Below are 25,343 nucleotides of genomic sequence, written 5' to 3'. Positions count from 1 at the left end.
CGAGAGCGACGACGTTCACGAGAGCGATGACGTACACGGGGGCGATGACGTACACGGGGGCGATGACGTACACGGGGGCGATGACGTACACGGGGGCGATGACGTACACGGGGGCGATGACGTACACGGGGGCGACGACGTACACGGGGGCGATGACGTACACGGAAGCGATAACGTACACGGGGACGATGACGTACACGAAAGCGATGACGTCAACGGCAGCAACAACGTCAACGGTAGCGACGAGCTACACGTTAGCGATAACGTTCACGACACCGACGACGTCAACCAGAACAACAACGTCAACCGCCCCCCCGCACCAGCCGATCCAGTCGCCACCCTATCCGCATTGCTGGCCCAGGCGGCGCAGTCAACGGGGTCCGTCCACGCCGCCACGGGCGACGTCATCGAGCCAGCCGATCCGTCCGCAACCGAAGGCACGCACCGATTCGCGCCTTCGCTGATGCTCGGCTATGCCGTGCTCTCCGCGCTCGGCTCGAACGAACCGGCGCGCGCGGCGGCGGCATTGCAGGCGTTGCCCGAAGTAGTGAGCATCCAGGAGATCGCGCAGCGGGCCGCGGCGTTCGATCCGAACGCCGAGCACGCCTCGGCCGCGACGACGCCCGCTCAGTCACCGCGGAATGGCAACCCTCTCCCGCTGAGCTACGCAGCCGAAGCATCCGCCGAGGAAATCACGTCCGAAGACGCAGGCGAAATCACGCAAGACCACGGCAACGTCCGCGCGACCGATACGCTCGATCCCACTTCGTCTCACGCGCCGGTCAATCAGGCGCACGCGGACGCGTGGCGCATTGCCCGCTCGCTCGCGAACACCCACCTGGGCTTCGACGTACTGAAGAACCTCACCCAAAGCGGCGCATCGGGCGACGAGAATGCGACCGCGCTCGCGGTGCTGCAAGCGTGGCAAGCGTTGCCCCAGCCGCCCGCCGACCTCGATGCGGCGCTCGCCGCCGCGCACGCCACGGTCGACGACAAAGGCAACCTCGCTCCACGCGTGCTGCGTGCGCTGTCGGGTTCGAGCACGCCGCGCGATGCCGCGGCGCTGTTCGCGTGGCGCCAGGCGTTTCGCAGCGACGCGCCAGGCAGTCCGCTGAAGCAGGCGCAAACGCGGCTGAATCGTTTCGTGACGCGCGGGATGTTGCGGCTCGACAAGGCCAACTGGTTTTTCCAGCGCATGTGGGGCATGAAGAAGTCCGCGTTGCGCAGCATGATGCTCGGCACGTCGAGCGCGGCGCTCGCGTCGTACACGAAAGAGGCGAGCCGTTACGCCGGCGCGCTCAAGGCGGCCAGCGCGACCCTGGCCGCCTCGCTGCGCAACCCGCGTCTCGCGACCGGCGCACCGGACGGTCCCGAGGCGCGCGCGCGCGAAGCCGCGGCGGCGGCGCTGGAGGCGATTGCCGCGCGGCCCGCGGCGCACATCGGCGACCTCGAACTGGACGAAGCCACCAGGGCCGCGCTGGAAAATCGCGAGCCGGTGCCGAGCGTCGCGCAACGCGACGACGCGCCCCTGCTGCTCGACCTCGGCGCGTTGCGCGACTGCGCGAAGCGCTTTCAGGTCCATCGCTGGCAAGACGTGAAAACCGCGTTCGCGCAAGCCGAGAAGGTCGGCGAGGCCAAGGCGCTCAAGCCCGAGAAATTGGGCCGCGCGGAAGTCAGAACCGTGCTGCGTCAGTTGATCAACGATCTGCAGCAATCGACCCAGGTCGCCTTCGCGGACGGCGCGCGTTACGGCTTCAGCACGCGCGGTCTGTCGGTCTCGGCCACCAAGGGGCTGCATCACCACTTGCCGTTCGGAGGCGAACTCACGGTTGGGCATTACCGCGGCCGCCGCGCTCTCGTGACCCTGCAGCGCAATAACGTCGGCTTCGATATCTTCATCGGCACCGAACATATCAAGCGCTCGCAACTCAAGGTGGGCGCGCGCATCGGCTACGCCAGGCGTCTCGACTGGCTCTGCGGCTTGCGCCTGGGCGGCTCGCTGCGCATCGCGCCGGTCGATCGCGAGTTGCGCGAGCCGCGCGGCGTGATGATCCGCGTCGCGCGCGAGCGTCTGACCGACGAGAACCTCGACTGGGTCGCGATGAAGTACGACGATCCGCGCACCACCGAAACCGTGCTCGACATGGTCGACTTCCTGTTCGAGGAAGCGCGCGAACCGGTGCGCGAGAAGGGCGCCGAAACCTCGCTGTTCGAGCGTCTCGCGGCGCGCATCGGCGATCGCACCGATATTTCGATCGGCTGGCAGGACGGTAAGACCAAGGCGTCGCGCCAGGGCATTCAGGCGACGGGCGGCGCGTCGGTGTCCGGTCCGCAGTCGAAGGGACGCGGCACCTTAGGGCTCGACGGCACGGTGACCGTGGACCTGAACAGCCGCAACGACACGGCCGTCAACGAGGCAACCGGTTCGCTCCGCTACGACCGCCGCACCGTGACATCGAGCGTGCGCGTCTCCACGCAGGGCACGGTCGGCGTCGGCCCGGCGTGGCACAAGGGCGATCTGACGGGCGGGTTGCCGGGCGCGTCGCCGCTCGGCATCGGCGGCGCGTTGCCGGAGCGGCTCGTTGCCGCGCGCGTGATGCTGCCGGAGCGCGAGGGGCGGCTGCTCAATCGCGGCTGCTACGCGGACCAGCAGTTCGCGTCGTTCAACGCCTTTGTCGCGGCGGTCAACAGTTCGCGCGAAGAATGGATCGAGATGTACCGGAACAATCACAACTGCGACTATCCGACGGCGGTCGTCAAGATGAACGCCGACCTCGCGATGCTGCAGAGCCATCAGCGCTCGAATCACACGTTCCTCGTGCGGCGTCGCCTGAAGCCGGAGTACGCGCGGCGCGGCGACGTCTATCGCGCGCTCGAACGCATGCACGATGCCGCCGCGCAAGGGGCGGGCGGCAAGGGCGAGGACTGGTCGCGTCCGCTCGACGCCATGTTGCGCGAGCGCGCGTCGTGGCTGCCGGAGCGGATCGCGGTCAACGAAGTGGCGGGACGCGTGCACAGCACACCGGGCGTGATTACGCCGATCGGCGGCGTCGCTTCGGCAAGCGTGCTCGCGCAGCGTGAACTGCTGCGCTCGAAAGCGTGAGGTGTCGAAGGGCCGGATATCGATGAGTCTGCACGGGTTTCCTCGAAGTGGCGCCGGGTTGCGTCGGCGTTTCTTCGGGTTTCGCGGGGTTGCGCGAGGTTTCGCGAGGTTTTCGTTAAGGGATGCCATGTTTCGCTGCCGCTGCGAAGGAGAGCACCGGGTGACGCCTAGCATGCTTTCGCGCGCCACCCCGAAACTCTCTTGGAGAAAGACATGACTCGCATCAATTCGGCTCATACGCCGGCGACCGATCACACCTCGGAGGCCGGCTCGTCCGGCGCCGGCCAACCCGCCGCGCGCCGCGGCGGCACGTCGCGCAAGCGCGGCGCCACGTCGCTGGGCGGCACCGGCAGCCCGCAGCCGTCGGCGCCCAAACGCGCCGCCACCGGCGGCGGCGAGACCGCCAATCCGCCGGTGCGGGCCGGCGCGGACAAGCTGCTGCGCGCTCACACACGCTTTTTCGACGACAACAGCGTGTCGGTGCGGGGCTTCGACGTGTCTCCCGCGGGGCCCGGCGCGGCGGGGCAGAAGCGCGCGGTTTCGCAGGCGCTGCGCGGCACGCCCGAGCTGTCCGCCATGCTGACCGCCACCGTCGACACCCTCGCGCAGCATCCGCTGGAGAATGCGCACGCGAGCCGCAACGCGACCGGCGACTGGATGTCCGATTCGCACTTCCACCCGACGAACTACGTGCAGCAGGGCATGGTGCCGCGCGAGATGCTGAAGATGATGGACGAGGTCGGCATCCACCGCAGCGTGATGTCGCCGATCCCGACGGACGTGATGCCGTGCGGCAGCCATGACGAGCACACGCACGCGCCGAACCACAACAAGATTCCCGCCGAGTCGTACTACGTGCAGCAGAAGCACACCAACATTCAGCCGCATGAATTGACGCCCGAGGTCGAGAAGGAAATCACGCAGGGCGCGCACTTGATGCTGAACCAGCAGGTGGACGCCGACACCGCGTTGTTCATGCAGATCGCGCAGCTCTCGCATGCCGAACGCGACCGCCTCGACCCGATGGTGACCGGCCTGCACCTCGGTTCGCCGCTGAGTCCGCAAGCGCTGCTGCTCAAGCTCGCGACGCATCCCGGCATGTTCACCGGCGTGGGCGAGGTGACGATCCACAAGGAACTGGTGCAGCAGCAATACGAGGGATCGCGGCAGGCCAACCTGACCAACAACGTGCAGTCGTTCAAGCAACTGGTGGCGACGGCCGGCGTGATCGGCATGCCGGTGGTGCTGCATTGCGACGTCGATTCGACGGAGAACCAGCGAGCCAACGGCATCGGCCAGCCGCAGTATCTGAACGATCTCAAGAAGCTTTTCGCGTCGCCGGAGACCAGCAAGACCACGCTGATCTGGGCGCATTGCGGCGGTATCGGACGCTTCGTGCGCAAGCCGATCGACCACGCGAACAACCTGCGCACGATCCTCTCCGATCCGCAGATGAGCCACATCCACATCGACATTTCGTGGTCGCGCGTGGCCCGTCAGATCGTCATGAAGACGCAGCCCGACGGCACCGAAGTGCCGGATCACGAATCCGTGCATGCGTGGGCGGCGCTCATCAACGAGTTTCCGGATCGTTTCCTGTTCGGCTCGGACGCGCTCAATCCGCAGGTCAAGGACACCTGGGCGGAAACCGGCAACATGTATAAGCCGCTGCTCGACCAATTGACGCCGGAAGCGCGTGTCGCGGTGAAGACGGGCAACTACGATCGCGTGCTCACGGAGGCGCGTCCGAAGGTGCGGGCTTTCGAACAGCACGTGCTGACTCGCGACTTCGTGGAAAAGGGCTTGCGTTCGTCGGGCGACGGCCGCGTCAACGACGGTCCGCATATCGATCCCGAGGCCTTGCGCGCCGCGCGCGATGAAGCGTATACGAACGCGGGTGTCGATCACAACGGGCGTCCGCTGGACGCCGCGGTGCACTGAGCGTTGCCTGGCTGACCGGCGCTCGCGCGTCGGCCGGCGTCGATGAGAAACGCGCCCCGCGGGGCGCGTTTTCTCGTCTTGAGCCCTGCAACGATGAAAGACGCGGTGAGCTTCAGCCTACATTCGCTCGCGGCGTCTCTTCCAACGACGCGCGAATGGCGAGCGCTTCCATTGCGCTTTCGTAGGCCGCACGGAGTTCGAGGAGTGCGATCTTGCCGCTGGCCGTCTCCGGGTTCAGCACACGCTTCTTGCTGAAATAGCGCCGCGTCACGAACTCGACCGTCGCTTGATCTTGTGGCACACCGAGCACCGTGTGCCAAGGGCGCGCCGCATGTGTACCGGCGGTGTGACCGGCGACTTGCGCCGGTTCGCCTTCAACGCGCTGGTTCGAGGCCGCCGACGACGCTCCGCTTGGAGCGTAAGCCGCATGATGGGCATGCGCGGCGGGACCGTAGTGATACGCGGGCGGCGTGTGCCACGGAGCCGCCGAGGGCCAGGCAGGCGGCATCGCGTTCATGCGGCCGCTTTGCGTCGAGACGAAGAACGGCCGCGTCGCGCTCGGATAGAGCCCGAAGCTCAACGTGCGAAAGCGCCCGTTGAAATGGAAGCCGATGTGCATCTGCTTGCCGACGGGACCGTCGCCGGAGCCGTAGCTGAAGCCGAACCGGCTGTTCGCGCCGACTACCCGGCTGTGATAGGAGGGCATGCCCCAGGTCGGCTGCGGTTGCCAGTGCTGCGGTTGCGTGTAGGCCGCGTATCCGTGCGGCGAGAACGCGGACGCCGTTGCGGGATGCGTATGCTGGGCCGTCCAGTTCCAGTTCGAATGATAGGGCGCGTGGTACGGCGCCGCCCACGGTTGCATGTGCGGCGCGTACGCATAGGACGCGTAAGACGCATAGCTCGGCCCGAGATGCGGACCGAAATACGGCACCGGATACGGGTAGGCGGGAGCGTCGTGGCCGCTTTGAGCCTCATGCGAGCCGGCGGTGGTTTGGCCGGGCGCGGCAGGAGTGGTCGCCGTGGTCTCCGTTGTGGTCGCGCTGGTTGCGCTTGGCGGATTGCTCGCGTTGCCGGTCGACGACGCCGTTGCCGTTGCCGGGTGCTCCACCGCTGCATCCCTCTGCGTTGGCGGCGCCGGCCGCTCTTCTGCCTCACGCGCGCGCGCGACGCTGAACCGCGCGGCGGGCGGCGTTTCCTGATCCGCCTGAAAGCGGCGCGAGAAGGCGGCGACGCGATTCGTGATGTCGCTATGCGACAGCGTGCGCCGCAACGTGCGCGGCGCGGGCGCACCCTGCGTTCGCCGCTGCAACGAAGCCGCGCTTCCGGGCCCCTCCTGCAAGCCGGCGCTCAAGGCGCGCGAAGGCCGATTGCCTCGCGCGGCGGCGTGGTCCTGAGCCGGCGCCGTGTCCGGTCTATCGACGGTCGAAATGCTGGGCGAGGAAGTGATTCGATCGGGCATCGGATGCTCCTTGTGCCGCGGATGCGCGCATTCGCGATGTGATGAGCGGCCGGTTTGCGGCTCGCGCGGATATCGGAGCGTAGACCCGCGCGGCCCGCGCCGCCCGCGCGCGCGGCGACGCCGTGGCGCCGCAAACGAAGCGTCGTGACGACTTCGCTGCCGGCGCAGCCGTTTCGCCGCCGTGTCGCGCGGACAAGGGTCGAACTGGCTAACGTCGCGCTATTCATAGAAGCGATTCCAGCCGGATACGGCAAGGCGAGGTCCGATGACAGCAATAATCCAACCGCGCGCGCAAGCGCTTGTCGACACGATTCGCGAGCGCATTGCCGAGGCGGCGCGCGTTTCGGGACTGGCGGCGCGGCACGAAGCCATCTTCGACATCGTGCCCGCGTTGAAGGCGCAAATCGACGCGTCGCTGGCCGGCGACACGCTCGCCGCGGGCCAAGCCCTGCAGTCGCTGCGCGAAGCCTTCGAAGCGTTCAAACGCGACCACGCGATTGCGCGTCTGCCGTACTCGCCGCAAATCGACGCGCGCTATCCGTATCGCGATGAGTTGGCGAACCCGGTTCACATCGTCGCGCTGCGCTCGAAGCAGGGCACGACGGATGCGACGGCGGACTCGCGTCTCGCCGCGGTGCAGCCCTATATCGATCCGGCTCTGCCTGATCGCGTGCGCGCCGAAGCCTATGCGAACGCAATGCACTGTCGCACGATCAGCCCCGCTGACTTGCGCGATGCGCGCGAGCACGCGCTGATCGGCGAGCGCGGCGCGTTCGCGGCGCGGGCGATTCGCGCGGGCGAATGTCTCGGCGTCTACGGCGGACGCCTCATGAGCGCGGCGATGTTTTTCTCGTGCATCGAGGAGTCGTTCGTGCTCAGCGCGAATTCGGGCGATAGCGTCGCTTTCATCGACGGCGAGAACATTCTGGCGATGGCGAACACGTCCCTCGCCTACGACGCCGAGGGCGTGCCGGTTGCCCAGGCCGATGACGACGGCTACAACATGGAGGCGCAGACGTTCGATGCGTCGTCACGCTGCGGCCGGCACTTTTCGATCCGCGCGTTCTTTGCGCGAAGAGATATCGGGCCCGGCGCCGAACTGAGGTGGAACTATCGCTATTCGCCGGAAATCGTCGAGCATGTCTTTGGCGGCGCGCGGCGGCAAGTGCAACGAGTGCGCGCGAGCGAGCTCTATTCGGGCTGACCCGCGGGCATGCGTGTTCATTCGTGGAAGCGTTGCTGCCGGCCGCCGTGCTTCGATCCGGCGCGTCGGCCGATATAAGGCGCACGCGCCGAAGCGCGCGTGCGTGAAACGATGCGTCAGTCGGAGCGGTCGCGTTTCGCCGACCGCTCCGCGAGCGCTTCCTTGATGGCGACGCACAGACGGAAGGCGACGATTTGCGCCTCGCCGCCGGCCCGCTCGACGGCGTCGGCCTCCTGGCGTTCGAGCGCGCGTTCGTATTCGCGCAACACGGCGATGTCGTCGCCCGATGTTCCGAGGCATTGCGCCGTGCCCGTGAGTTGGCGAGCGATCGACAGCGCATCCGCATAGCGGTGTTCGGACAGACACAGGTCGAGTTGCGCGCAGTAGCCGCGAATCTGCTCGAAGTGTTTTTCGAGCAACGCGGCAAACTGCTCCGGCGGATAAGTGAGTGCGAGCCGGGGCGCATCGCCGTCGACGTCGCGCGGTTCGCCGGCACGGGACGAGCGCTTCAAAGGTTTCATGTATCGAAGAGTATTCAGCAATTCATCATATGTAACGGGCTCGGCTCGCAGTCGACGCGACAGCCGACAATCGACGTAACGATACATCGGTTGGCCGCGCCGCGCAGCTTGCGTGCCCGCGAGAAGCCCCGTTCGCCGCGCTGCAATGCGAGGTTCATCAACGGCCTGGCGCCGATGCGCCGCGGCAGCGCAAACCTCGATTGTCCCATCGCATCACTGGCATCCGCGCCACGGGGACCGAACCCCCGCGCATCCAGCCGAACCGCAAGCACGACGCGCCGCGCCGCGCGTCGATGTCGATGTGGCGCTCCGGCAAGGATGCGTTCCGCGATCCGCACCGTTTTATTTTTGCCGCGCCGCAACTTTAGGGGCGGCGGCGGGCACTTACGTCCAAACATTGGGATCAGGACGTTCGAGGACAGCCGCATGCCGAGCCAGGGAGTCAACCAGAGCCGCGTTTTAGCCGCCGCGCGCGGCGCGGGAAAACCGCTCGACCGCCGGCCGGCGCGGGCCGGTTTCAGGAGGAGCGACAAGTGAATCCTCCGGTCGATAGGGACGCTGTGCATCGGCACGCATGGGAGTTGATTCCCTGGGTGCTCAACGGCAGCGCGTCGGAACACCAGCGCCGTGCCGTCGAGGCGCATCTGCGGGAGTGCGCGCGGTGCCGGGCCGAGTGGGAATTTCAGCGCAAGGTTTACATCGCGATGTCGACGGAGGAACAGTCGACGGACGCGGCCGCCGACAGTGCCGCCGAGCGCGGTCTTGCGCATTTCTGGCAGCGTTTCGACGATGCCGGTCAACACTCGCCCGCGCCGTCGGCGAAACTGGCCGGCTGGGCGTCGCGCGGGCGCCTCGCGGTGTTGTCGTATGGGCTCGCCGCCGCAGTGCTGCTCCAGGCCGGCGCGCTGGCCGTGTTGGGCGGGCAATGGTTCAGCCGGCTGCCCCCTTCGCAATATCGCACGCTGTCGCAGGCCGAGGACACGAGCGCGGCGCCGACCGTGCGGCTCGTGGTCGATCCGGCCATGCCGATCGGTCGGCTGCAGTCCGTTCTGGCTCAGTTGCAATTGCAGATCGTCGCGGGGCCGAGCGAAGCCGGCGTCTATTCGCTCGCGTCGATGCAGGCCAATGCCGATACGTCGAAGCAGATCGCCGTGCTGCGCGCCACCCCCGGCGTGCGTTTTGCCGAGCCTGTGGGACGAGCCGCCGCCACGCCTTGACGACGTGAACGCTTGGCCCGCGCGGGTTCCGGTGCGGAGCCTGGCGCCCGCGGTGCAATGGCGCGGCGCTTTGCAGCCGCTTCCTGAGCGCTTCCCCCTCGCGCCTTCAGATGCAGGGTCCGGCGGCCGTCCGGTCCCGCCTGACGGGCGCTCTCCCGCCGCGCGTCGTTTCAATCGCCTGTTTCAGCGAAGATCCGTAGTTTTAATTCCGTCGCAAAGATGTTCAGATGATGCGTTTCGGAGACGCTTCTCCCCGGCGGGTTGGGCGCCATTCATCACCAAAGCCACTTAATCGGGCCGGTTTTCTTCGTTTGTCCGTCCCGCGCTCCGGCCATACCCTCTACGCATCGGGCGACGTCGTCGTCCCGACCTCGGTGTCTTCTTTCATCCCAGGAGCGGAGCGTAACGTCATGGCCAAGCTGCTGTACATCGAATGCTCGCCGCGCAAGCAGCATTCGGCATCCATTGAAGTGTGCAATGCGTTTCTCGACGCGTACCGAGCCGCGCATCCCGGCGACGCGATCGAGACGCTGGACATCTGGGCGCTCACGCTGCCCGAGTTCGACGGCGACGCGCTGGCGGCCAAGTACGCCGGTCTGCGTGGCGACGCATTGACGCCGCAGCAGGCGTCGGCGTGGCGGCAAATCGAAGCGCTCGCGGCGCCGTTTCACGAGGCCGACAAACTGCTGTTCGGCGTGCCGCTGTGGAATTTCGGCATACCGTACCGCCTCAAGCAACTGATCGACGTGATCTCGCAGAAAGACGTGCTGTTCACGTTCGACGGCGCGGGCTTTAGCGGCAAGCTGGCCGGCAAGAAGGCGGCGGTTGTTTACGCGCGCGGCCTGGATTACGCGTCGCCGGGGTCCTTCACGCCGGCGCGTGAGTACGACCTGCAACGGCCGTACATGGAGATGTGGCTGAAATTCGTCGGCGTGACGGACGTGCAGCCGATCGTGGTGGAGAAGACGCTTTTCGGGGCGGACGGCGAGCCCGACCGCGCCGCGGCGCTCGGCGCCGCGCGCACGTTGGCGCGCGATTTTTGACGCGGCATGCTGGCAGCTTGCGCTCGCGTGCTGTCGGGGCGAACTTGCGTTAGTTCGGATCGCCAGGAGTAGGCAGCACCGCGTTGCAGATTTCATCGACGGTGGCGGGCGCGGCATGGGGCGCGGCGAACACGGTGAATTCCACCTTCGGCAGCGCCGGCAGCCGCGGCTCGCCGGCGAGCGTCTGGAGTCCGCCTCCCAACTGGCCGCGCACGGCCGGCATCACGGCGAAGCCGGCCAGTGCCGCGGCGCGCAGCCCCGCGCTGCTCGGGCAGACCATCGCGATGCGGCAGCTTACGCCGGCTTGCGCGAGCGCGGTGAGCGCCGCTTCGCGATAGGGGCAGGGCTCGGGAAAGAGTGCCAGCGGCACCGGCAGCGCAGGGTCGAGCGCCGCGCCTTCGGCGAACGCCCAGACGAGCGGTTCGCGCCACAGCAGGCGGCCGGGGCGCGCGTCGTGGCAGCGGCCGCCGATCACGAGATCGAGTTCGCCTTCGTCCATGATTTGCAGCAGATGCGCGGGAATGCCGACTCTGACGTCGACCGTCAGGCCGGGGCGGCTGGCGGCGAATCGCTGCAGCGCCTGCATCAACGCGGCGCTGACGATGTCCTCGGAGAGCCCGATGCGCATCGGACCTCGGGGCGACACGCGGGTCAGTTGCGTGAGCGCGTCCTGATTGAGCGCGAGGATGGCGCGCGCGTAGCCCATCAGCAATTCGCCGTCCGATGTCAGCGTGACGGAACGCGTGGTGCGAAACAGCAGGCTTTTTCCGGCCTGTTCCTCGAGCCGCCGCAAGTGCGCGCTGATCGCGGATTGGGTCAGATGCAAACGGTTCGCCGCGCGCGTGAAGCCGCCTTCCTGAACGACGGTCACGAAGGATCGCAGAAGCACGGTATCAAACATGGTTCACTCGAAACGCTCCCTGAAGTCCGACGATGTTACTTTCAATTCACGAAGACAGGCTGGGATAGTGTGACGAGGACGGATCGCTTACCGCTTTACTCTCACGTTCACCGGAGCAGTCCAATGCATGGCTTTTCGGTACCGTTGATCGACATGGAGCGCCGCCAGGCCGGCGGGCAACCCGCCGCGGCGGGAGCCGCGCAGACCGCCGACGCGCCGCCGGAATTGATCTGGCATACGGATCGCGATCTCGCGGCGGATTCCACCGCGCGCCGCCCGGACGCGCAATCGCATCTGATCCGGGAACTGGCGTCGGCGGCCACGCCGGCGGAGCGCATGCGGCTTTTCGCGGGCTTGCTGCGGATCATCGGCTTCAATACGGTCGCTTATGTGACGCTGCAAGTCGTCAACGAGCGGGTGGCGCGCGCGTTCATGGTGGAGGGCCTGGTGCCGGCGCAGTTTCGCGGCAATTACTTCCACGAACGTTATTTCGAAGTCGATCCTCGCCTCGCGATCGGCCGTGCGCATGCGCCGCCGGTCGTGTGGGACCTGTCGCAACTGAACAAGGCGTGCAGGAGCCGCGGCCGCGATCCGCGCGCGAACCGCTTCCTGCAGGAGATGGACGCCGACGGCATGCGCTCGGGCATCATGCTCGGCCTGCCGGTTCCATCGAGCGGTTTCCAGGTGATCGTCAGTTTCACGTCGATGAACCCGAGGAACAAGTGGATCGACAGCAGCATCCTCGCGCAGACGCTTGGGCTCGGTTTATCGCTGCATCAGCTTGCGGCCGCGTACCGGCGCACGATCGCGCGGCAGTCCGTGGCGGCGACGGTGTCGGAGAGGCAGCGGGAGATTCTGCTGTGCGTGGCGTCCGGTCTGTCGGACAAGCAGATCGCGTTGCGGCTGCATACGAGCGTGCATAACGTCGACTATCACTTGCGGCTGCTGCGCAAAACGTATGGCGTTCGCCATCGCTCGGAGCTGGCGTATCTGGCGGGACGTTTGCGCTTGAATGGATGAACGCGAACGTCCGTGCGCGATCGTGCTGCATGGCCTCCTCACGCGCCGCACGAGCGCGCTGACGTCACGAGGTCGGCATCTGCCCCGCCAGAAAAGCCAGTTGCGTGCGGTTGGTCACGCCGCATTTCTGGCGCAGCCGCCGCAGATGGTAGTCGACGTTGTGCGCGGTGATATGCATGCGCAACGCGATTTCCTTGTCGGACAGGCCGGCCGCCAGGAAGCCGAGAATGCGCATCTGCGGCGCCGATAATTCGGCTGCCGATTCGCGCCGGTTGATCGCGCGCACATACGCCGAAAAGCGCTGATGCACCGACAGGCCCAACGTCAACGACTGCACCACGACGCTGTCGGTGATCCATCCCGCCTGCTCGCTCGGCGCGGCGAAACTGATGATCGAGCGCAGCCGCGTGTGCGGAATCGGCAGGCCGAAGATCAGGCCGCTGCCGATGCCGCCGTCGCGCATCTCGTCGAACATCGCGCGCATGCCCGGCGGTGAGCCCGCGCGGCGCCACGCTTCGACGAGCCGCCGCCGGTCCCAGACGTGCGGCGCGCTGCCTGTCAGCGCGGCGGCGAAGCGCGGATCATGACGGTGATAGCCGGCTTCGAAATAGTGCGGCGCGAGATTCGCCGACAGATAGCTGCGCGGAAAATAAAGACGCTCCGGGCGGCCCTGCGCGTCGAGCTTCACCGTCAGATAGCCGAGTTCGCTGAAGCCGACGAGGCGCAGCATGCCGCGCACGAGGCGCATCCGCTCGTCGGTATTGCGGGCGGCGCCGAGGTTGGCGGCGATATGGGTTTCGCCGCCCAGTTCGTCGCGGCGGATCGTGCCCAGCAGTTCCGCTTCGTCGAAGTAGCTGATGTCAGGCGTGTCGACGGCTCGCGCCGTGACCGCCGCCTCGCTCGCCGAGGCCGACGGCTTGCGGTCGTAGCCGCTCATCGCCATGCGGCGCACCGCGAGGCCCGCAGGCTCGTTCAGAACCTCCGTTCCGTATGTCATACGCTCCCCCTGTTGTCGTTATGGACACACCTCGGCCCCGGCGAATCGTGTCGCCGGATGTCCCGTAGCCAGGTGGTGGTGCGGCCGTCCGCGTGACAGCGGCCGCGAGCGTACAGCGTCAGTCGCCGAGAATGCAGCCCGCGATATACGCGAGCTGCACGCGGTTCTGCGCGTTATAGATTTTCTTCAGTTGCCGCAAGTGATAGCCGACGTTGTGCGCCGACATCGACAGGGATTCGGCCATTTCACGATCGCTCAAGCCCTGCGTGACGAAGCGCAGGATCGAACGCTGCACGTCGTTGAGCGTATCGGCCGTCAGCGAGGGCAGCAGACTGCGCGCGCGCGCCTCGATGAAGGTGTGCAGGCCCACGCCGATTGCGTACGCTTCGCCGAGCGTGGTGTCCGCGATCCAGCCGCGACCCGTTTGCGTGCTCGACAGCGTGATGATGCAGTGCTCGAGCGGATTGCCGGTGGCGAGGCCGACACTCACGCCGCTCTGCAGGCCCGCCTGCTTCGCCGCATGGCTGAAGCGGCGCGCGAAGGCTTCGCAGCGCTCGGCCATCGGCGTGGAAAACATCGATTCCAGATCCCACGCGAACGGCCATTCGAAACGGCACGCATAGGCCACGCGCGGATCGATTTGGAAGAACTGCTCGCGCCCATAGCGCTCGGCCCAGCCGGGCGGCGAGTAAGTGTCGAACCAGGCGGCGCGGCTGACGAATTCGCCAATCCGCACGATATGGCAATAGCAGAGCGAGTCGAACCCCGCGCGCTGGATCACTTCACGCATGAGCGCTTGCCGTGCCTCGCTGCCCGGTGCTTCGAGCAACTGCCGGCCGATACCGGCCAGCCCCTGCCCACCGGCGCTCAGCGCCGTGTCCGGCGCCGCCTGTGCGCCCTCGTGATCGAGTTGGGTATCGCCGAAGGTGAATAAAGCGGTGTGCTCTTCGCCCGTTTCGCTCATTGATTGATTTTCCGCTGGAACTTCGTGTTCCGTTTTGCCGCTCCGCAAGCGCCCGACAGGCCTACGCGGAGCTGGCTCGCGCTCGCGCCGATTCGGGCAAGCGAGCGCCGGGACGTGGCTCAATTCTAGAAGCGAATAAATCGTCCGACAATTGGCACTCGCGTAGTTTTCGGAGTGTGCAGGGGTTTCGGGTGACGTAAAACTACGAACTCGCGTGACGAAACCGCAATGGCGAGTTAATTCGAAGGCGCCGCGGGAACGATATGCCGATTGATTTAACGAAAGCCGTTAATTCGGCAGATTTTACGGTTTGCCACATTTTTATTAAAGCATTTCTGGTTTCAGGTATGACGCGTGCGGTTCGTGCCTTCAGATGATCGCGGTTGTGCGATCGCGGTTTCTTTAACTCATTGCGCTCGAAATGGAGCCTGTGATGTTCGTTGTCTATTGGCTCGAAAGTGGACTCGACAGCGCGAGCGGCAACCCCGGACAGGAATCCGCCCGCTTCAGGCGCTTCGACCCTGGCGCGCTCGCGGAAGCGCTCAAATTCACCGAGGTTTTACGCAATGCCCAATTGCAAGGCGGCGGCGTCAGCTTTGTGACGTTGTGCAGCGAGAATCCGCAATCGGTTGGACGCTCGGGCGCAGCGGACCCACCCGCGGACTATGCATGGAAGAAGCGCCGTTCATAGCGCGAGTGGAAGCCTGTGCCTTCTCCTCGCGGCTTCGCGGCGGCGCGCAAGCGCGCCGCTCATTCGATGGCGAGGTTGCCCGCGGAACTGGTTCCGGGCGCATCGGTCGCGACCGCGAGCCCCGTTTCGTACGCAAACCGGAACAGATCGGCGTCGCGGTCGATACCGAGCTTGCGCATTGCCCGCGTCTTCTGCGAGCTGATGGTCTGCTTCGTGCGATGAAGCCGCTCCGCGATTTCGTTGACGGACATGCCGGATACAAAAAGCCGCACCACTTCCATTTCACGCGTGGTCAGCGTGCGCGTGCGTGCGCTCGCGTTAGAGGCGAGTTCGGCGTGTGCGCCCTCGGGCGCGCGCGACGTGAGGCGGAAGTACGTGGCGCCCGCGTACACGGCATGAATCGCCGAGATCACGTGACCGGTGTCATGCGATTTGCCCAATACCCCATGCACCCCGAGGTTGGCGATCTCCTGAGCGATAGCGGGGTTTTCTATGGTTGTGAAGACCACGATCTTGAGCGCCGGATAAGTCCTTCGCAGGTAAGCGAGAAGGGTCATGCCGTCGCCATACTCGCCGCCGGGCATTGCGTAGTCGGTGATGACGACGTCGCAGGGCACCGCGTTCAGCAGCCTGATACGTTCGCCCGAATCTCCGGCGGTACCCACGACGTCCAGCGTGGGAAGCACGGACAGCGCATGTTTGATACCCGAAAGCAGTGCCGGATGATCGTCGGCGAGTACGACACGAATCTTCATCGTGCTCATGTGGACCCCCGCAGAATATAAGAATGAATGTAGGCGGACTGGCTCGTGACTGTACCCGAAATTGACCCTCAGATGAACGACCGTGTGTCGAACATCGAAAGCGGCGCGTCGGGTGGCGGCACGATCGATCCGTCGCTGCCGGGCAGCGGCGATGGCAGTGTGCAGGTGGGCTCAAACGCGAACGCGTCGGGTTCGAACAGCACGGCGCTCGGCAACGGCGCGGTGGCAACGGGCATCAACAGCACGGCCACGGGTGTCGGCGCGACGGCGTCGGGTAGCAGCAGCACGGCGAACGGTGCGGGCGCAATGGCATCGGGTGAGAACAGCACGGCACTGGGCGCGAACGCCAGCGCGAATGGAAACAACTCCGTCGCACTGGGCGCGGGTTCGGTGGCGGATCGGGACAACAGCGTCTCGGTGGGCTCGATCGGCAACGAACGCCAGATCACCAACGTCGCGGCGGGCACCGCACCGACCGATGCGGTCAACGTGCAGCAGATGAACGACCAGATCGGCAGCGTGCGCTCCGACATGGAAGGCTATCGCCGCGACTCGAACGCGGGAACGGCGTCCGCCGTCGCACTGAGCATGCTGCCGCAGGCACCGGCTGCCGGAAAGAGCGTGGTGGGCATGTCGGGCGGCACATATGGCGGACAGTCGGCAGTCGCATTCGGTCTGTCGACCTACACGCCTAACGGCAAGTGGATCCTGAAGGGCGGTGGTTCGACCAACTCGCGCGGCACGGTAGCGGTCGGCGCTAGTGCCGGGTATGTCTGGTAATTCGCCGATGACCTGACTGCTGCATGCAGTCATTGCAGGGCCAAGGACGTTCGAGAAATCGGCGTCCTTTTTTTATGGAGTCGAGGTTTTGTCGCGGTGCCGGCAATGCTCCCCTTGTTTCCCGCGTTACCTGCTCGTGCATTCCCTCCACCTCCTCGACGTGGCTGGCACTGCTGACTTCGTCGTTCAAAACGTGACCACGCCGCCGCGTGTTTCGAAGCAGGCGCGGACACTTCGTCAGCACCATTAGATGCGCCCCGCATTGGTGCGGCATCCTGCCTTCGTCTATCGGCAGCCGCACGATTGATCTAGGTCACAACAGACCAAAGCCGCACGCGTACGCTGCACGAGTTGCATGCGTTATCGGTGCGCGCACGAATCATCGAGCCCGCCAGCAGCCTGCGGGGCAGCCGCTAGCGCGGCTCAATCAATGTAGCAACGGAGGACGGTGTCATGGACGCAGCCACGCAATTGGCGCGCAGTCAGGAAATTGCCGGGAAAGTCGCGTGCGTGCTGGAAAAGCGCACGCAGAACGCAATGGAGCAATACGGGAAACGGTTGCGCGCAGCCGTCGACGGCGACGCCGGCAGCGACCAGAGCGTGACCTCATTCGCGGCGCAACTCAACCCCTTGAGCGCATGGCATTACGCCGTCGACGTCGCACAGCGCTCGCTGCTGTTCTGGGACACGATGCGCGAGCGCGGCACGCAATACGTCGAACGCGCTTCGCAGGAACTCAAGCCCGCGCTTCATTTCGACTACGACATCGTGCTCGACGCGAGGCATTTCCCGCGCCCCGTCAATTACGCGCTGCTGTATATCAAGCCGCCCGAAGGCGTGATCGTCGACGCGAAAAAGCGGCCTTATCTGATCATCGATCCGCGCGCCGGCCACGGTCCGGGCATTGGCGGCTTCAGAGACGATTCGCAGGTCGGCGTCGCGCTGCGCGCGGGCCACCCCGTGTACTTCGTCGTGTTCTTCCAGAACCCCGAACCCGGCCAGACCCTGCTCGACGTATGCGCCGCCGAACAGGAGTTCGTCAGGAAGGTGCGTGCGCTGCATCCCGACAGCGCGAAGCCGGCCATCATCGGCAACTGCCAGGGCGGCTGGGCCGCGATGATGCTCGCGAGTTCGTCGGCGGAGGATACCGGTCCCGTCGTCATCAACGGCGCGCCGATGTCGTACTGGAGCGGCGCGTGGAGCGACGGCGCAGGCGACAATCCGATGCGCTATGCGGGCGGGATACTGGGCGGCACGTGGCTCGCGTCGTTTTCGTCCGATCTCGGCAACGGCAAGTTCGATGGCGCCTATCTCGTGCAGAACTTCGAGAACCTGAACCCGGCCAACACGTTGTGGGACAAGTACTACCACGTCTACGACAACATCGACACGGAGCCGCCACGCTTTCTGGAATTCGAGCGCTGGTGGGGCGGCTACTACCTGATGAACCGCGAAGAGATCGAGTGGATCACGCGCAATCTGTTCATCGGCAACAAGCTCTGGTCGGGCGAAGTGCGCGGCGTTTCGGGCGAGGCGTTCGACCTGCGCGAGATCCGCTCGCCGATCATCCTGTTCGCCTCGATGGGCGACAACATCACGCCGCCGCAGCAGGCCTTCAACTGGGTGACCGATCTCTATGGCAGCACCGAGGAAATCAAGGCGCGCGGCCAGGTCATCATCGGGCTGATGGACCAGGAGGCCGGACATCTTGGCGTTTTCGTGTCGGGCAAGGTGGCGAAGAAGCAGCATGCGCAGATTGTCAACGTGCTCGAGATGATCGAGACGCTCGCGCCGGGCCTCTACGCGATGCTGATCGACGAGGTGAACGGCGCCGACGGGAAGGTCGCTTACGAGGTGACATTCGTCGAACATCGTCTCGAAGAAATCGCGCAGCATTTCAACCGCTTCAAGCGCGAGGACGAAAAGCCGTTCGAAGCCGTTGCCGAGCTTTCCGAATTCAACCAGCGCGCCTATGAATTGTTCATGCAGCCCTACGTTCAGTGGATGTCGAACGAGACCACTGCGCGATGCCTGCGCCAGTTTCATCCGCTACGCTTTCAGCGCTGGGCCTTTTCGGATCTGAATCCGTGGCTTGCCTGGCTGCGCCCGGCGGCTGAAGCGGTCAAGGCGAACCGGCAGCATGCCGACGATATCGCGCCGTGGCGCGCGCTCGAACATCGCGGCGCGGAAATCGTCAGCGCCTCGCTCGACCACTATCGGGCGATGCGCGACGCCGGCACCGAGTCGCTGTTCTTCAGCCTCTACACCGCGCCCTTCCTGCTTCATTTCGCGCAACGGTATCGCAGTCGCGAGATCGCCGTGTCCACGGCTACTAATCCGCGCGAACTGCCTTTCGTGAAGGAGGCATTGGCGTCAATCGCGCAGGGCGGCTACGACGAAGCGGTTGCGCGCGCGGCCTTCCTGCTTGGACGCAGCGGCGAGCCGCTCTCGCTTGCCCGGCTTGCGACGCAGCGTGAACTGGCTGAAGCCTACGCCGAATATCTGCCGAGCTTGCCGCCCGATCAGTGGCGGCGCGTTCGCGGCGAACAGGAACTCATCGCGACTTATGAGCCGCAACAGGCCATCGCGACGCTTCCCGCGCTGCTCGCCAAACCGGACGACCGCCAGCGGCTGCTGACGTTGCTGGACAGTCTGCTGGCCGACACGCGCGTGCAAAGCGTGCCGCCGACCGCGCACCAATGGGACGCGTTGCAACGCATTCGCGCGGTGCTCGGCGCGGCTCCCGCGGTGCGGCCAGAGCACGCTCTGTCATGAGCGTGCCCATATTTCCCACTGAGGACTCGTCCGTGGAACCCAGACACGCGAAGTATCGCCAGCTCATTGCCCACTGTCAGACACTCGCGCCGATGCCCACGGCCGTGGTCCATCCATGCGACAGAAGCTCGCTGGAAGGCGCCGTGGAAGCGGCGCGCAGCGGCCTGATCGTGCCGATCCTCGTCGGGCCGCGCGCTCGCATCGAATCGCTTGCCGCCGAGTGCAAGCTTTCGATTAGCGATTATCAGATCGTCGACGCGCCGTTCAGCGAGGCCTCGGCAGCCGCGGCCACGCAACTGGTGCGCGAGGGCAAGGCCGAGGCGCTGATGAAAGGCAGCCTTCACACCGACGAGCTCATGGCCGAGGTCGTCCGGCGCGATGCGGGGCTGCGCACCGGCCGGCGCGTCAGCCATTGCTTCGTGATGGACGTGCCCGCCCACGCGGACGCGCTGATCGTCACCGACGCCGCCGTGAACATCGCGCCGACGCTGGAGGAAAAGGTCGACATCCTGCAAAACGCGATCGACCTTGCGCACGCGCTTCAGTTTCCGGAGGTACGGGTGGCGATTCTCTCGGCCATGGAGACCGTCAGCCCAAAGGTGCCCTCGACCATCGAAGCCGCCGCGCTATGCAAGATGGTGGATCGGCGGCAGATCACGGGTGCGCTCGTCGACGGCCCGCTTGCGCTCGATAACGCCATCGACCCCGAGGCCGCGCGCATCAAGCAGATCGATTCGCCCGTGGCCGGGCGCGCCAATGTCCTCATGGTGCCCGACCTCGAAGCGGGCAACATGCTTGCCAAGAGCCTGTCGTTCCTCGCGGGCGCGGACGCGGCCGGCATCGTGCTCGGAGCGCGTGTGCCGATCATCCTGACGAGCCGCGCGGATTCGCTCATTACGCGACTCGCCTCCTGTGCGGTGGCGGTGCTCGTCGCGCAGGCGCGGCGCGAAGCCGCGAAGATCGTCGGGTGACGTCATGGCAGATGTGATTCTGGTTCTGAACGCAGGCTCGTCGAGCATCAAGTTCTCCGCATTCGAGGAGCAGGGCGACGCGCTCGATCTGGTCGTGCATGGCCAGGTCGAGGGCCTGTACACGAGCACCGCGCGGTTCGAAGCCGTCGACCGTCACGGCGAGCACCATGCGAGTGAACGGAGCGACGGCGGCGAGCTGGACCACCGGCAAGGATTGGAGATTATCGGCGCGTTCCTGAGCGAGCATCGCGAAGGGCACAGCCTCGTCGCGATCGGCCATCGCGTCGTACACGGCGGGCAGCGCTTCAGCGGTCCCGTGCGAGTCACGCCTGACATAACGGACGAGTTGGAGAAGCTTACGCCGCTCGCGCCGCTGCATCAGCCGCACAACCTGAAGGCCGTCCGCATTCTCGGCGAATTGCAACCGGGCGTGCCTCAGGTGGCGTGCTTCGATACGGCTTTTCATCGCACGCAACCCGAGGTGGCCCAGGCGTTCGCGCTGCCCAGATCGATCACCGGCCTGGGCGTGCGGCGCTACGGCTTTCATGGGCTTTCCTACGAGTACATCGCGAGTGTGCTGCCCGACGTCGCGCCGAAGGCGGCAAGCGGACGCACCGTGGTCGCGCACCTTGGCAACGGCGCGAGCATGTGCGCGCTCGTGGCGGGCAGGAGCGTGGCGAGCACGATGGGTTTCACCGCCGTGGACGGATTGCCGATGGGTACGCGGTGCGGCAGCCTGGACCCCGGCGTCGTGCTCTACCTGATGGAAGCGCTCGGAATGGATGCGCATGCCGTCGAGGATCTGATCTATCGCCGCTCGGGTCTGCTCGGCGTATCCGGCGTATCGAGCGACATGCGCGTGCTGCTCGCCAGCGACGATCCTCACGCCCATTTCGCCATCGAGCTTTACATCTACCGCATATCGCGCGAGCTTGGCGCGCTTGCCGCGGCAATGGACGGGATCGACGCGCTGGTTTTCACGGCGGGAATCGGCGAGCATGCGGCGGCGATTCGCGAGGGCGTGGTGCGGCACGCGGCCTGGCTCGGCGCGGAACTCGACGCCGAAGCGAACCGCAACGGCGGAGCGCTCATCACCACGGCATCGAGCCGGATGTCGGCGTGGGTCATCCCGACCAACGAAGAGCTGATGATCGCGCGCCATACGCGCGAGGTTCTCAAATGAAGGAGCAACGTCATGTCGTCTGAACCCGCCGAGGGATTACGTCCTGTACTAGCGGGCATGAAAGCGCTGGTCACCGGCATTGCCAACGAACACTCGATTGCATACGGTTGCGCCAAGGCGTTTCGCGAGCTCGGCGCGGATCTGGCCATCACCTACGCCTCGGAGAAGGCGAAGCCTTATGTCGAACCGTTGGCGAGCGAGCTTGGCGCAGAGCTTCTGCTGCCGCTCGATGTCGGTGACGCGGCGCAGCTTCAATCGGTATTCGGGCAGATCGGGCAGCGCTGGGGACGTCTCGACATTCTGCTGCACTCCATCGCGTGGGCGCCGAAAGACGATCTGCATGGCGGACTGCTGCATTGCTCCAGCGAGGGCTTTGCGCGCGCGATGGACATTTCGTGTCATTCATTCGTGCGCATGGCGGCGCTTGCCGCGCCGCTCATGGACCAGGGCGGCACCCTGCTCACGATGAGCTATTACGGCGCCAACAAGGTCGTGCCGAACTACAGCGTGATGGGGCCGGTGAAGGCCGCGCTCGAAGCCTGCACGCGCTACCTCGCCTATGAGCTCGGACCGAAGGGCATTCGCGTGCATGCGATTTCGCCGGGTCCGCTCAAGACGCGGGCGGCCTCCGGCCTCAAGGACTTCGACCTGCTCCTCAACGAGGCGGTCGAACGCGCGCCGCTCGGCGAGCTGGTCGACATCATGGATGTGGGCTACACCTGCGCGTTTCTCGCCACGCCCTACGCGCGGCGGGTTTCCGGCGAAACGCTGTATGTCGACGGCGGCGTCAACATCATGGCCTGATCTGGCTTTGGAGAGAAAACATCATGGCTGAGCTTTTACTGGGTAATGTCGAAGAAAGCGTTCTGGACGAGGAAATCAGCGAGTTCCTGCAGAGATACGGCTTCCCTCCGTTCGATTCGATCGAGCGCGTGCCCGCGGGAATCGGACGGCCCGTCGCGCTGCTAATGTTCAGCAACCTTTCGGCGGAGGCACTCAACCTGCTCCGGTCGAGAATTCACAACATGTTCTGGAAGAATCACACCATCACTGCGCAGATCCTGCTGGAACGGGAAGACTGAGCCGCAAAAGAGGGCGACCAATGAGCATTCTGATCAGGCTGTTTCATCGTGAAGGCGCATCGGAAAAGCACACCCGGAATTCCGCACAGGTGAGCGACACCATCGAGCGCATTGCAAAACTGACTCCGCAGTTGCGGCTCGCGGAGCATTATCGTGAGCGCCTCGCGGCGTCGGTCACGACTTCGCTCGACTATGTCCGGGCATTGGTGGACGACATGCCGCCGGCACGCGAGGCGAGCGCATCCGCCTGGATGACGGACCCGTATATTCGGGCCTTTTTCGCCACGCCGGAAGAGGTGCCGCGCGTCCTGAGTCATGCCACTGAACTGCATGCCTATTTCGATGCCCACCCCTTGGCGAACGAGGTCTTCGCCGTGCTCGGCATGTCGATGACTGAACGGCGGACATTCGGCGTGGCGCAACACGAATCGACGGCGCGTACCGACGTGCAACTCACCACCGTGAGCTTCAGCGATCACCGGGCACGCGTATGCGCCGACACCGAAGACACGCTTCGAGAGGAGATCGTGCGCCGTGTGGTGGATCAGCTCGTGCTCGTCGCCATCGAACGAATCGGGGCGGACGTGTCGCGCCGCGGCGAGCTCGAGCAGGAGCGTGCGCTGCTCAAGACGCGCCTGGCTCTGTTGCAGCGGCAAGGCAGCGGGATGAGCGCCGTGTTGGGCGCGCAGCCGTTGTCCAGTTTCGTGGAGGTGGCGCACCTGCAAGCGGAGCTGGAAAAGAACGACGCGGAGATGGCGCGTCTGGGACTCGCGACCGAGGCGATCGACCGTCGTCTGGAGACTATTGCCGAGGTACTCGGCTCGCCTGCGGAACACCTGCATGTAGTCAAGCGGGAACTGCGGCTCGATCACATGAACGTGATCGCGGAGAACGGATACGCTCGCGAGGGCGCAACGATCGAATTGAGGCTCGCAAGCATGCCGGAAACAGCGGGTGCGATGCGGGCGTTTGCGCTGGTGCGATTCGCACGCGTCGATTTACTGCCGGCGCCCAGCATGGCCGATGAAGAGCGAAAGTTCCTGGTCTGACGCCGCCGCGAACGCTATCGCATCGTGTGTCGGGGTGCCTTAAGCGTCAAAGGGGCGAATGTGTGAATGAAGGGCGGCGGCTAAACCTCTGATCGTTGACGAGGCTCGGGATGCGACGTCACCCAACGCCGCGTGATGTATCGCCCTTCCCGGTTCAGCGCCGCGTCGTTGGTCATGACGCGCGCCGGGCTACCGGCGACGGTTACGCCTGCGACCACGTCTCTCGTCACTACGCTGCCCGCTCCGATCGTGACGTTGTCGCCGATAGTCACTGCTTCGACGATGCAGACGTTAGGGCCGATATATACGTTGTTCCCAATCGTGGCGGCCTTGCCGTGATTGCTGCCAATCGTGGTGCATTGGGAAATATTGCAATTCGAACCGAACACGGCGGTTTCATTGACCACGATGCCGCCAAAATGCGAAATGAAGAAGCCCGGACCAATCGTGGTTCCAACGGGAATGACGATTCCAAATTTTCGTTGAGTCGCACGCAACTTTGCCCGAAGCATGAAACCGATTACGCCGTTCCGGTGAGCGCTCGCCAGGCGAAACCAGAACATGTAGTTGAAGCCCTCGTTGCCAATGAACTTCCTCATGAAGCATTTCAAGTCGATTCGCCCCGCCACGCGAAAGAGGTCGCTTTTTATCAGTTCAATAGTTGTTTTCATCGTTTTTGGCAACCGTTGAAAAGTCTTCACCTCCGGTACCTTATACCCATTCGACGCCAGGATATGTGAGGTACAAAACCATCCGTGGGAAGTAAAAGCAGGCCCCTGCCCCCTAGCGTAACGAGCATGCGGCGAATCCATTTGCGGCGAATCGCACCATCGGTACAGCAAGGAACTCAACCACGTTGCCCGGCATTCCGTAGCGCCGACGACCCATTCAGGTGCCATTCCAGCGTTCTTGCTATCCCTTTTTCACAGCTCTCGATCGGACGCCATTGCAGTTCGCGCATCGTCTTGCTCGCATCGATCGCGTAACGCCAATCATGACCAGGACGGTCGGCGACGAATTTCACGAGACGCGCATGCGGCGCTCCGTCGGGTCGAGCCGGTCCATCAGCGTGCAGATGAGCGCCACGATATCGACGTTTCTCCATTCGTTGCACCCCCGACGTTATAGGTTTCTCCCACCGTCGCGGATGTTGGAGCCATTGCCGCACACCGGAATATCGGCTCCCTCGAGGCAGCGCCTGACGACGGTCGGGATGAATTTCTCTTCATGCTGGTAGGGGCCGTAGTTGTTCGAGCAATGAGTGGTCGATACCGGCAGAGCCTCGTCGAGATCGCCCGGCGCCTCGGCGCACTCGTCTTGCGCTGGGCTCGCTAGGACCGGCCACGGCTAGTCCGATTCGGCGTCGTCGGACGGCTTGACCAGAAAATCGTTGTAGCTCCGGTTCCGGATCCAGGACGGCGCGCGTCCGCGGCCGCTCCAGGTGGCACCGGTCACGGGGTCCTGGTATTTCATCTGAAGCGGTTTGGTGTTGTAGGTGCCTCGCCGGTCGACGCGTAACTGGTTAGGCACGAGGTTGAAGAAGTTCATGACCTGGCGGACGTGTTCGATAGCCGCGTTCTGCTCCTGCTGCCAGGCGACCGATATCCGCTCATCGAGTTGCGCGAGCTGCTGCTTCAGCATCTTTACCCTGCTGCTCATGTTCTCTTTCCGTAATACA

The 25,343-nt window shown here is 65.1% G+C and carries 25 protein-coding genes; 14 read left to right on the top strand and 11 right to left on the bottom strand.

Features of this window, described 5'->3' with window-relative positions; genetic code table 11:
• Window positions 1-349: 349 nt before the first annotated feature.
• Complete coding sequence (locus CUJ90_RS22145; protein ID WP_422879722.1) at window positions 350-3,103, top strand: hypothetical protein; 2,754 nt, start codon at window positions 350-352, stop codon at window positions 3,101-3,103.
• 213 nt (window positions 3,104-3,316) lie between these two features.
• Window positions 3,317-5,044 (top strand): amidohydrolase family protein, encoded by a 1,728-nt coding sequence (locus tag CUJ90_RS22140; protein WP_114163940.1) that lies wholly within the window; start codon window positions 3,317-3,319, stop codon window positions 5,042-5,044.
• 112 nt (window positions 5,045-5,156) lie between these two features.
• Here CUJ90_RS22140 and CUJ90_RS22135 read toward each other — a convergent pair whose 3' ends face one another.
• Window positions 5,157-6,503, bottom strand: a complete 1,347-nt coding sequence (locus CUJ90_RS22135; protein WP_073431554.1) for a hypothetical protein — start codon at window positions 6,501-6,503, stop codon at window positions 5,157-5,159.
• 265 nt (window positions 6,504-6,768) lie between these two features.
• Here CUJ90_RS22135 and CUJ90_RS22130 point away from each other — a divergent pair, with 265 nt between their 5' ends.
• On the top strand, window positions 6,769-7,707 hold the full coding sequence (locus CUJ90_RS22130) for an SET domain-containing protein (protein ID WP_114163939.1): 939 nt from the start codon (window positions 6,769-6,771) through the stop codon (window positions 7,705-7,707).
• A 116-nt stretch (window positions 7,708-7,823) separates the two neighbouring features.
• Here CUJ90_RS22130 and CUJ90_RS22125 read toward each other — a convergent pair whose 3' ends face one another.
• Together CUJ90_RS22125 and CUJ90_RS32475 are read right to left on the bottom strand one after the other, a co-directional pair.
• A complete protein-coding gene (locus CUJ90_RS22125; protein ID WP_073431552.1) occupies window positions 7,824-8,228 on the bottom strand; it encodes a hypothetical protein in 405 nt (134 codons plus the stop codon).
• Window positions 8,229-8,242: 14 nt separating this feature from the next.
• Window positions 8,243-8,761 carry a hypothetical protein gene (locus CUJ90_RS32475; protein WP_143031997.1) on the bottom strand — a complete coding sequence of 173 codons (519 nt, stop codon included), beginning with the start codon at window positions 8,759-8,761 and terminating at the stop codon, window positions 8,243-8,245.
• Here CUJ90_RS32475 and CUJ90_RS22120 point away from each other — a divergent pair, their 5' ends adjacent.
• Together CUJ90_RS22120 and CUJ90_RS22115 are read left to right on the top strand one after the other, a co-directional pair.
• Entirely contained in the window at window positions 8,762-9,445 is a 684-nt protein-coding gene (locus CUJ90_RS22120) for a zf-HC2 domain-containing protein (RefSeq protein ID WP_073431551.1), read from the top strand. It abuts the gene before it with no gap.
• Window positions 9,446-9,855: 410 nt separating this feature from the next.
• Window positions 9,856-10,488, top strand: a complete 633-nt coding sequence (locus CUJ90_RS22115; RefSeq protein ID WP_073431550.1) for an FMN-dependent NADH-azoreductase — start codon at window positions 9,856-9,858, stop codon at window positions 10,486-10,488.
• A gap of 49 nt (window positions 10,489-10,537) precedes the next feature.
• Here CUJ90_RS22115 and CUJ90_RS22110 read toward each other — a convergent pair whose 3' ends face one another.
• A complete protein-coding gene (locus tag CUJ90_RS22110) occupies window positions 10,538-11,389 on the bottom strand; it encodes a LysR substrate-binding domain-containing protein (protein ID WP_073431549.1) in 852 nt (283 codons plus the stop codon).
• A 123-nt stretch (window positions 11,390-11,512) separates the two neighbouring features.
• On the opposite strand from CUJ90_RS22110, the gene CUJ90_RS22105 reads away from it, so the two are divergent.
• On the top strand, window positions 11,513-12,409 hold the full coding sequence (locus CUJ90_RS22105) for a helix-turn-helix transcriptional regulator (RefSeq protein ID WP_161553715.1): 897 nt from the start codon (window positions 11,513-11,515) through the stop codon (window positions 12,407-12,409).
• Between the two features lie 64 nt (window positions 12,410-12,473).
• Here the strand turns inward: CUJ90_RS22105 and CUJ90_RS22100 are convergent, their stop codons facing one another.
• Both CUJ90_RS22100 and CUJ90_RS22095 read right to left on the bottom strand, forming a co-directional pair.
• Window positions 12,474-13,406 (bottom strand): helix-turn-helix transcriptional regulator, encoded by a 933-nt coding sequence (locus tag CUJ90_RS22100; protein ID WP_073431547.1) that lies wholly within the window; start codon window positions 13,404-13,406, stop codon window positions 12,474-12,476.
• A 118-nt stretch (window positions 13,407-13,524) separates the two neighbouring features.
• On the bottom strand, window positions 13,525-14,370 hold the full coding sequence (locus CUJ90_RS22095) for an autoinducer binding domain-containing protein (RefSeq protein ID WP_073431546.1): 846 nt from the start codon (window positions 14,368-14,370) through the stop codon (window positions 13,525-13,527).
• Window positions 14,371-14,803: 433 nt separating this feature from the next.
• Between CUJ90_RS22095 and CUJ90_RS22090 the strand changes: the two genes are divergently transcribed.
• Window positions 14,804-15,061 carry a hypothetical protein gene (locus CUJ90_RS22090; RefSeq protein WP_073431545.1) on the top strand — a complete coding sequence of 86 codons (258 nt, stop codon included), beginning with the start codon at window positions 14,804-14,806 and terminating at the stop codon, window positions 15,059-15,061.
• A gap of 59 nt (window positions 15,062-15,120) precedes the next feature.
• Here the strand turns inward: CUJ90_RS22090 and CUJ90_RS22085 are convergent, their stop codons facing one another.
• Window positions 15,121-15,825, bottom strand: coding sequence for a response regulator (locus CUJ90_RS22085; RefSeq protein ID WP_083082827.1), 705 nt, complete (start codon window positions 15,823-15,825; stop codon window positions 15,121-15,123).
• A 72-nt stretch (window positions 15,826-15,897) separates the two neighbouring features.
• Between CUJ90_RS22085 and CUJ90_RS22080 the strand changes: the two genes are divergently transcribed.
• The 7 genes from CUJ90_RS22080 (at window position 15,898) to CUJ90_RS22050 (ending at window position 23,665) form a co-directional block, all read left to right on the top strand.
• Window positions 15,898-16,605: a YadA family autotransporter adhesin gene (locus CUJ90_RS22080; RefSeq protein WP_083082825.1), complete on the top strand. Its 708-nt coding sequence runs from the start codon at window positions 15,898-15,900 to the stop codon at window positions 16,603-16,605.
• 453 nt (window positions 16,606-17,058) lie between these two features.
• Window positions 17,059-19,380 (top strand): DUF3141 domain-containing protein, encoded by a 2,322-nt coding sequence (locus CUJ90_RS22075; protein ID WP_114163938.1) that lies wholly within the window; start codon window positions 17,059-17,061, stop codon window positions 19,378-19,380.
• Window positions 19,305-20,351 carry a phosphate acetyltransferase gene (locus tag CUJ90_RS22070; protein ID WP_176035764.1) on the top strand — a complete coding sequence of 349 codons (1,047 nt, stop codon included), beginning with the start codon at window positions 19,305-19,307 and terminating at the stop codon, window positions 20,349-20,351. The genes CUJ90_RS22075 and CUJ90_RS22070 overlap by 76 nt, the downstream gene beginning before the upstream one ends.
• 4 nt (window positions 20,352-20,355) lie before the next feature.
• Window positions 20,356-21,534 carry an acetate/propionate family kinase gene (locus tag CUJ90_RS22065; RefSeq protein WP_073431542.1) on the top strand — a complete coding sequence of 393 codons (1,179 nt, stop codon included), beginning with the start codon at window positions 20,356-20,358 and terminating at the stop codon, window positions 21,532-21,534.
• A 12-nt stretch (window positions 21,535-21,546) separates the two neighbouring features.
• Entirely contained in the window at window positions 21,547-22,338 is a 792-nt protein-coding gene (gene fabI / locus CUJ90_RS22060; RefSeq protein WP_073431541.1) for an enoyl-ACP reductase FabI, read from the top strand.
• Window positions 22,339-22,361: 23 nt separating this feature from the next.
• Entirely contained in the window at window positions 22,362-22,616 is a 255-nt protein-coding gene (locus tag CUJ90_RS22055; RefSeq protein WP_073431540.1) for an RNA-binding protein, read from the top strand.
• A gap of 89 nt (window positions 22,617-22,705) precedes the next feature.
• Window positions 22,706-23,665: a hypothetical protein gene (locus tag CUJ90_RS22050; protein WP_227470567.1), complete on the top strand. Its 960-nt coding sequence runs from the start codon at window positions 22,706-22,708 to the stop codon at window positions 23,663-23,665.
• Between the two features lie 80 nt (window positions 23,666-23,745).
• On the opposite strand, the gene CUJ90_RS33625 is transcribed toward CUJ90_RS22050, so the two are convergent.
• From CUJ90_RS33625 to CUJ90_RS22035, 4 genes are all read right to left on the bottom strand, one after another.
• Window positions 23,746-24,366: a serine O-acetyltransferase gene (locus tag CUJ90_RS33625; RefSeq protein ID WP_277998139.1), complete on the bottom strand. Its 621-nt coding sequence runs from the start codon at window positions 24,364-24,366 to the stop codon at window positions 23,746-23,748.
• Window positions 24,367-24,512: 146 nt separating this feature from the next.
• On the bottom strand, window positions 24,513-24,689 hold the full coding sequence (locus CUJ90_RS33350) for a hypothetical protein (RefSeq protein ID WP_227470565.1): 177 nt from the start codon (window positions 24,687-24,689) through the stop codon (window positions 24,513-24,515).
• Window positions 24,690-24,787: 98 nt separating this feature from the next.
• Complete coding sequence (locus CUJ90_RS33345) at window positions 24,788-24,943, bottom strand: NAD-dependent epimerase/dehydratase family protein (protein WP_235004969.1); 156 nt, start codon at window positions 24,941-24,943, stop codon at window positions 24,788-24,790.
• A gap of 69 nt (window positions 24,944-25,012) precedes the next feature.
• The gene (locus CUJ90_RS22035; protein ID WP_073431537.1) at window positions 25,013-25,324 is read right to left on the bottom strand and encodes an H-NS histone family protein; all 312 of its coding nucleotides are present in this window, start codon (window positions 25,322-25,324) and stop codon (window positions 25,013-25,015) included.
• Window positions 25,325-25,343: the final 19 nt, after the last annotated feature.

Source organism: Paraburkholderia terricola, from assembly GCF_003330825.1.
In the GTDB taxonomy this organism is placed as follows: domain Bacteria; phylum Pseudomonadota; class Gammaproteobacteria; order Burkholderiales; family Burkholderiaceae; genus Paraburkholderia; species Paraburkholderia terricola.
Note: the sequence above shows the minus strand (reverse complement) of the source record. Positions and strands in the feature narration are given on the sequence as shown.

Bases quoted from the DNA above. Each gene is read 5' to 3' on its own strand.
- CUJ90_RS22095 (WP_073431546.1), bottom strand. From the start codon at position 14,370: ATGAGCGAAACGGGCGAAGAGCACACCGCTTTATTCACCTTCGGCGAT.
- CUJ90_RS22065 (WP_073431542.1), top strand. From the start codon at position 20,356: ATGGCAGATGTGATTCTGGTTCTGAACGCAGGCTCGTCGAGCATCAAG.
- CUJ90_RS22100 (WP_073431547.1), bottom strand. From the start codon at position 13,406: ATGACATACGGAACGGAGGTTCTGAACGAGCCTGCGGGCCTCGCGGTG.
- CUJ90_RS22055 (WP_073431540.1), top strand. From the start codon at position 22,362: ATGGCTGAGCTTTTACTGGGTAATGTCGAAGAAAGCGTTCTGGACGAG.
- CUJ90_RS22035 (WP_073431537.1), bottom strand. From the start codon at position 25,324: ATGAGCAGCAGGGTAAAGATGCTGAAGCAGCAGCTCGCGCAACTCGAT.
- fabI (WP_073431541.1), top strand. From the start codon at position 21,547: ATGTCGTCTGAACCCGCCGAGGGATTACGTCCTGTACTAGCGGGCATG.
- CUJ90_RS22105 (WP_161553715.1), top strand. From the start codon at position 11,513: ATGCATGGCTTTTCGGTACCGTTGATCGACATGGAGCGCCGCCAGGCC.
- CUJ90_RS22130 (WP_114163939.1), top strand. From the start codon at position 6,769: ATGACAGCAATAATCCAACCGCGCGCGCAAGCGCTTGTCGACACGATT.
- CUJ90_RS22085 (WP_083082827.1), bottom strand. From the start codon at position 15,825: ATGAGCACGATGAAGATTCGTGTCGTACTCGCCGACGATCATCCGGCA.
- CUJ90_RS22115 (WP_073431550.1), top strand. From the start codon at position 9,856: ATGGCCAAGCTGCTGTACATCGAATGCTCGCCGCGCAAGCAGCATTCG.
- CUJ90_RS22125 (WP_073431552.1), bottom strand. From the start codon at position 8,228: ATGAAACCTTTGAAGCGCTCGTCCCGTGCCGGCGAACCGCGCGACGTC.
- CUJ90_RS22090 (WP_073431545.1), top strand. From the start codon at position 14,804: ATGTTCGTTGTCTATTGGCTCGAAAGTGGACTCGACAGCGCGAGCGGC.
- CUJ90_RS22110 (WP_073431549.1), bottom strand. From the start codon at position 11,389: ATGTTTGATACCGTGCTTCTGCGATCCTTCGTGACCGTCGTTCAGGAA.
- CUJ90_RS22075 (WP_114163938.1), top strand. From the start codon at position 17,059: ATGGACGCAGCCACGCAATTGGCGCGCAGTCAGGAAATTGCCGGGAAA.
- CUJ90_RS22070 (WP_176035764.1), top strand. From the start codon at position 19,305: ATGGGACGCGTTGCAACGCATTCGCGCGGTGCTCGGCGCGGCTCCCGC.
- CUJ90_RS22080 (WP_083082825.1), top strand. From the start codon at position 15,898: ATGAACGACCGTGTGTCGAACATCGAAAGCGGCGCGTCGGGTGGCGGC.
- CUJ90_RS22135 (WP_073431554.1), bottom strand. From the start codon at position 6,503: ATGCCCGATCGAATCACTTCCTCGCCCAGCATTTCGACCGTCGATAGA.
- CUJ90_RS22140 (WP_114163940.1), top strand. From the start codon at position 3,317: ATGACTCGCATCAATTCGGCTCATACGCCGGCGACCGATCACACCTCG.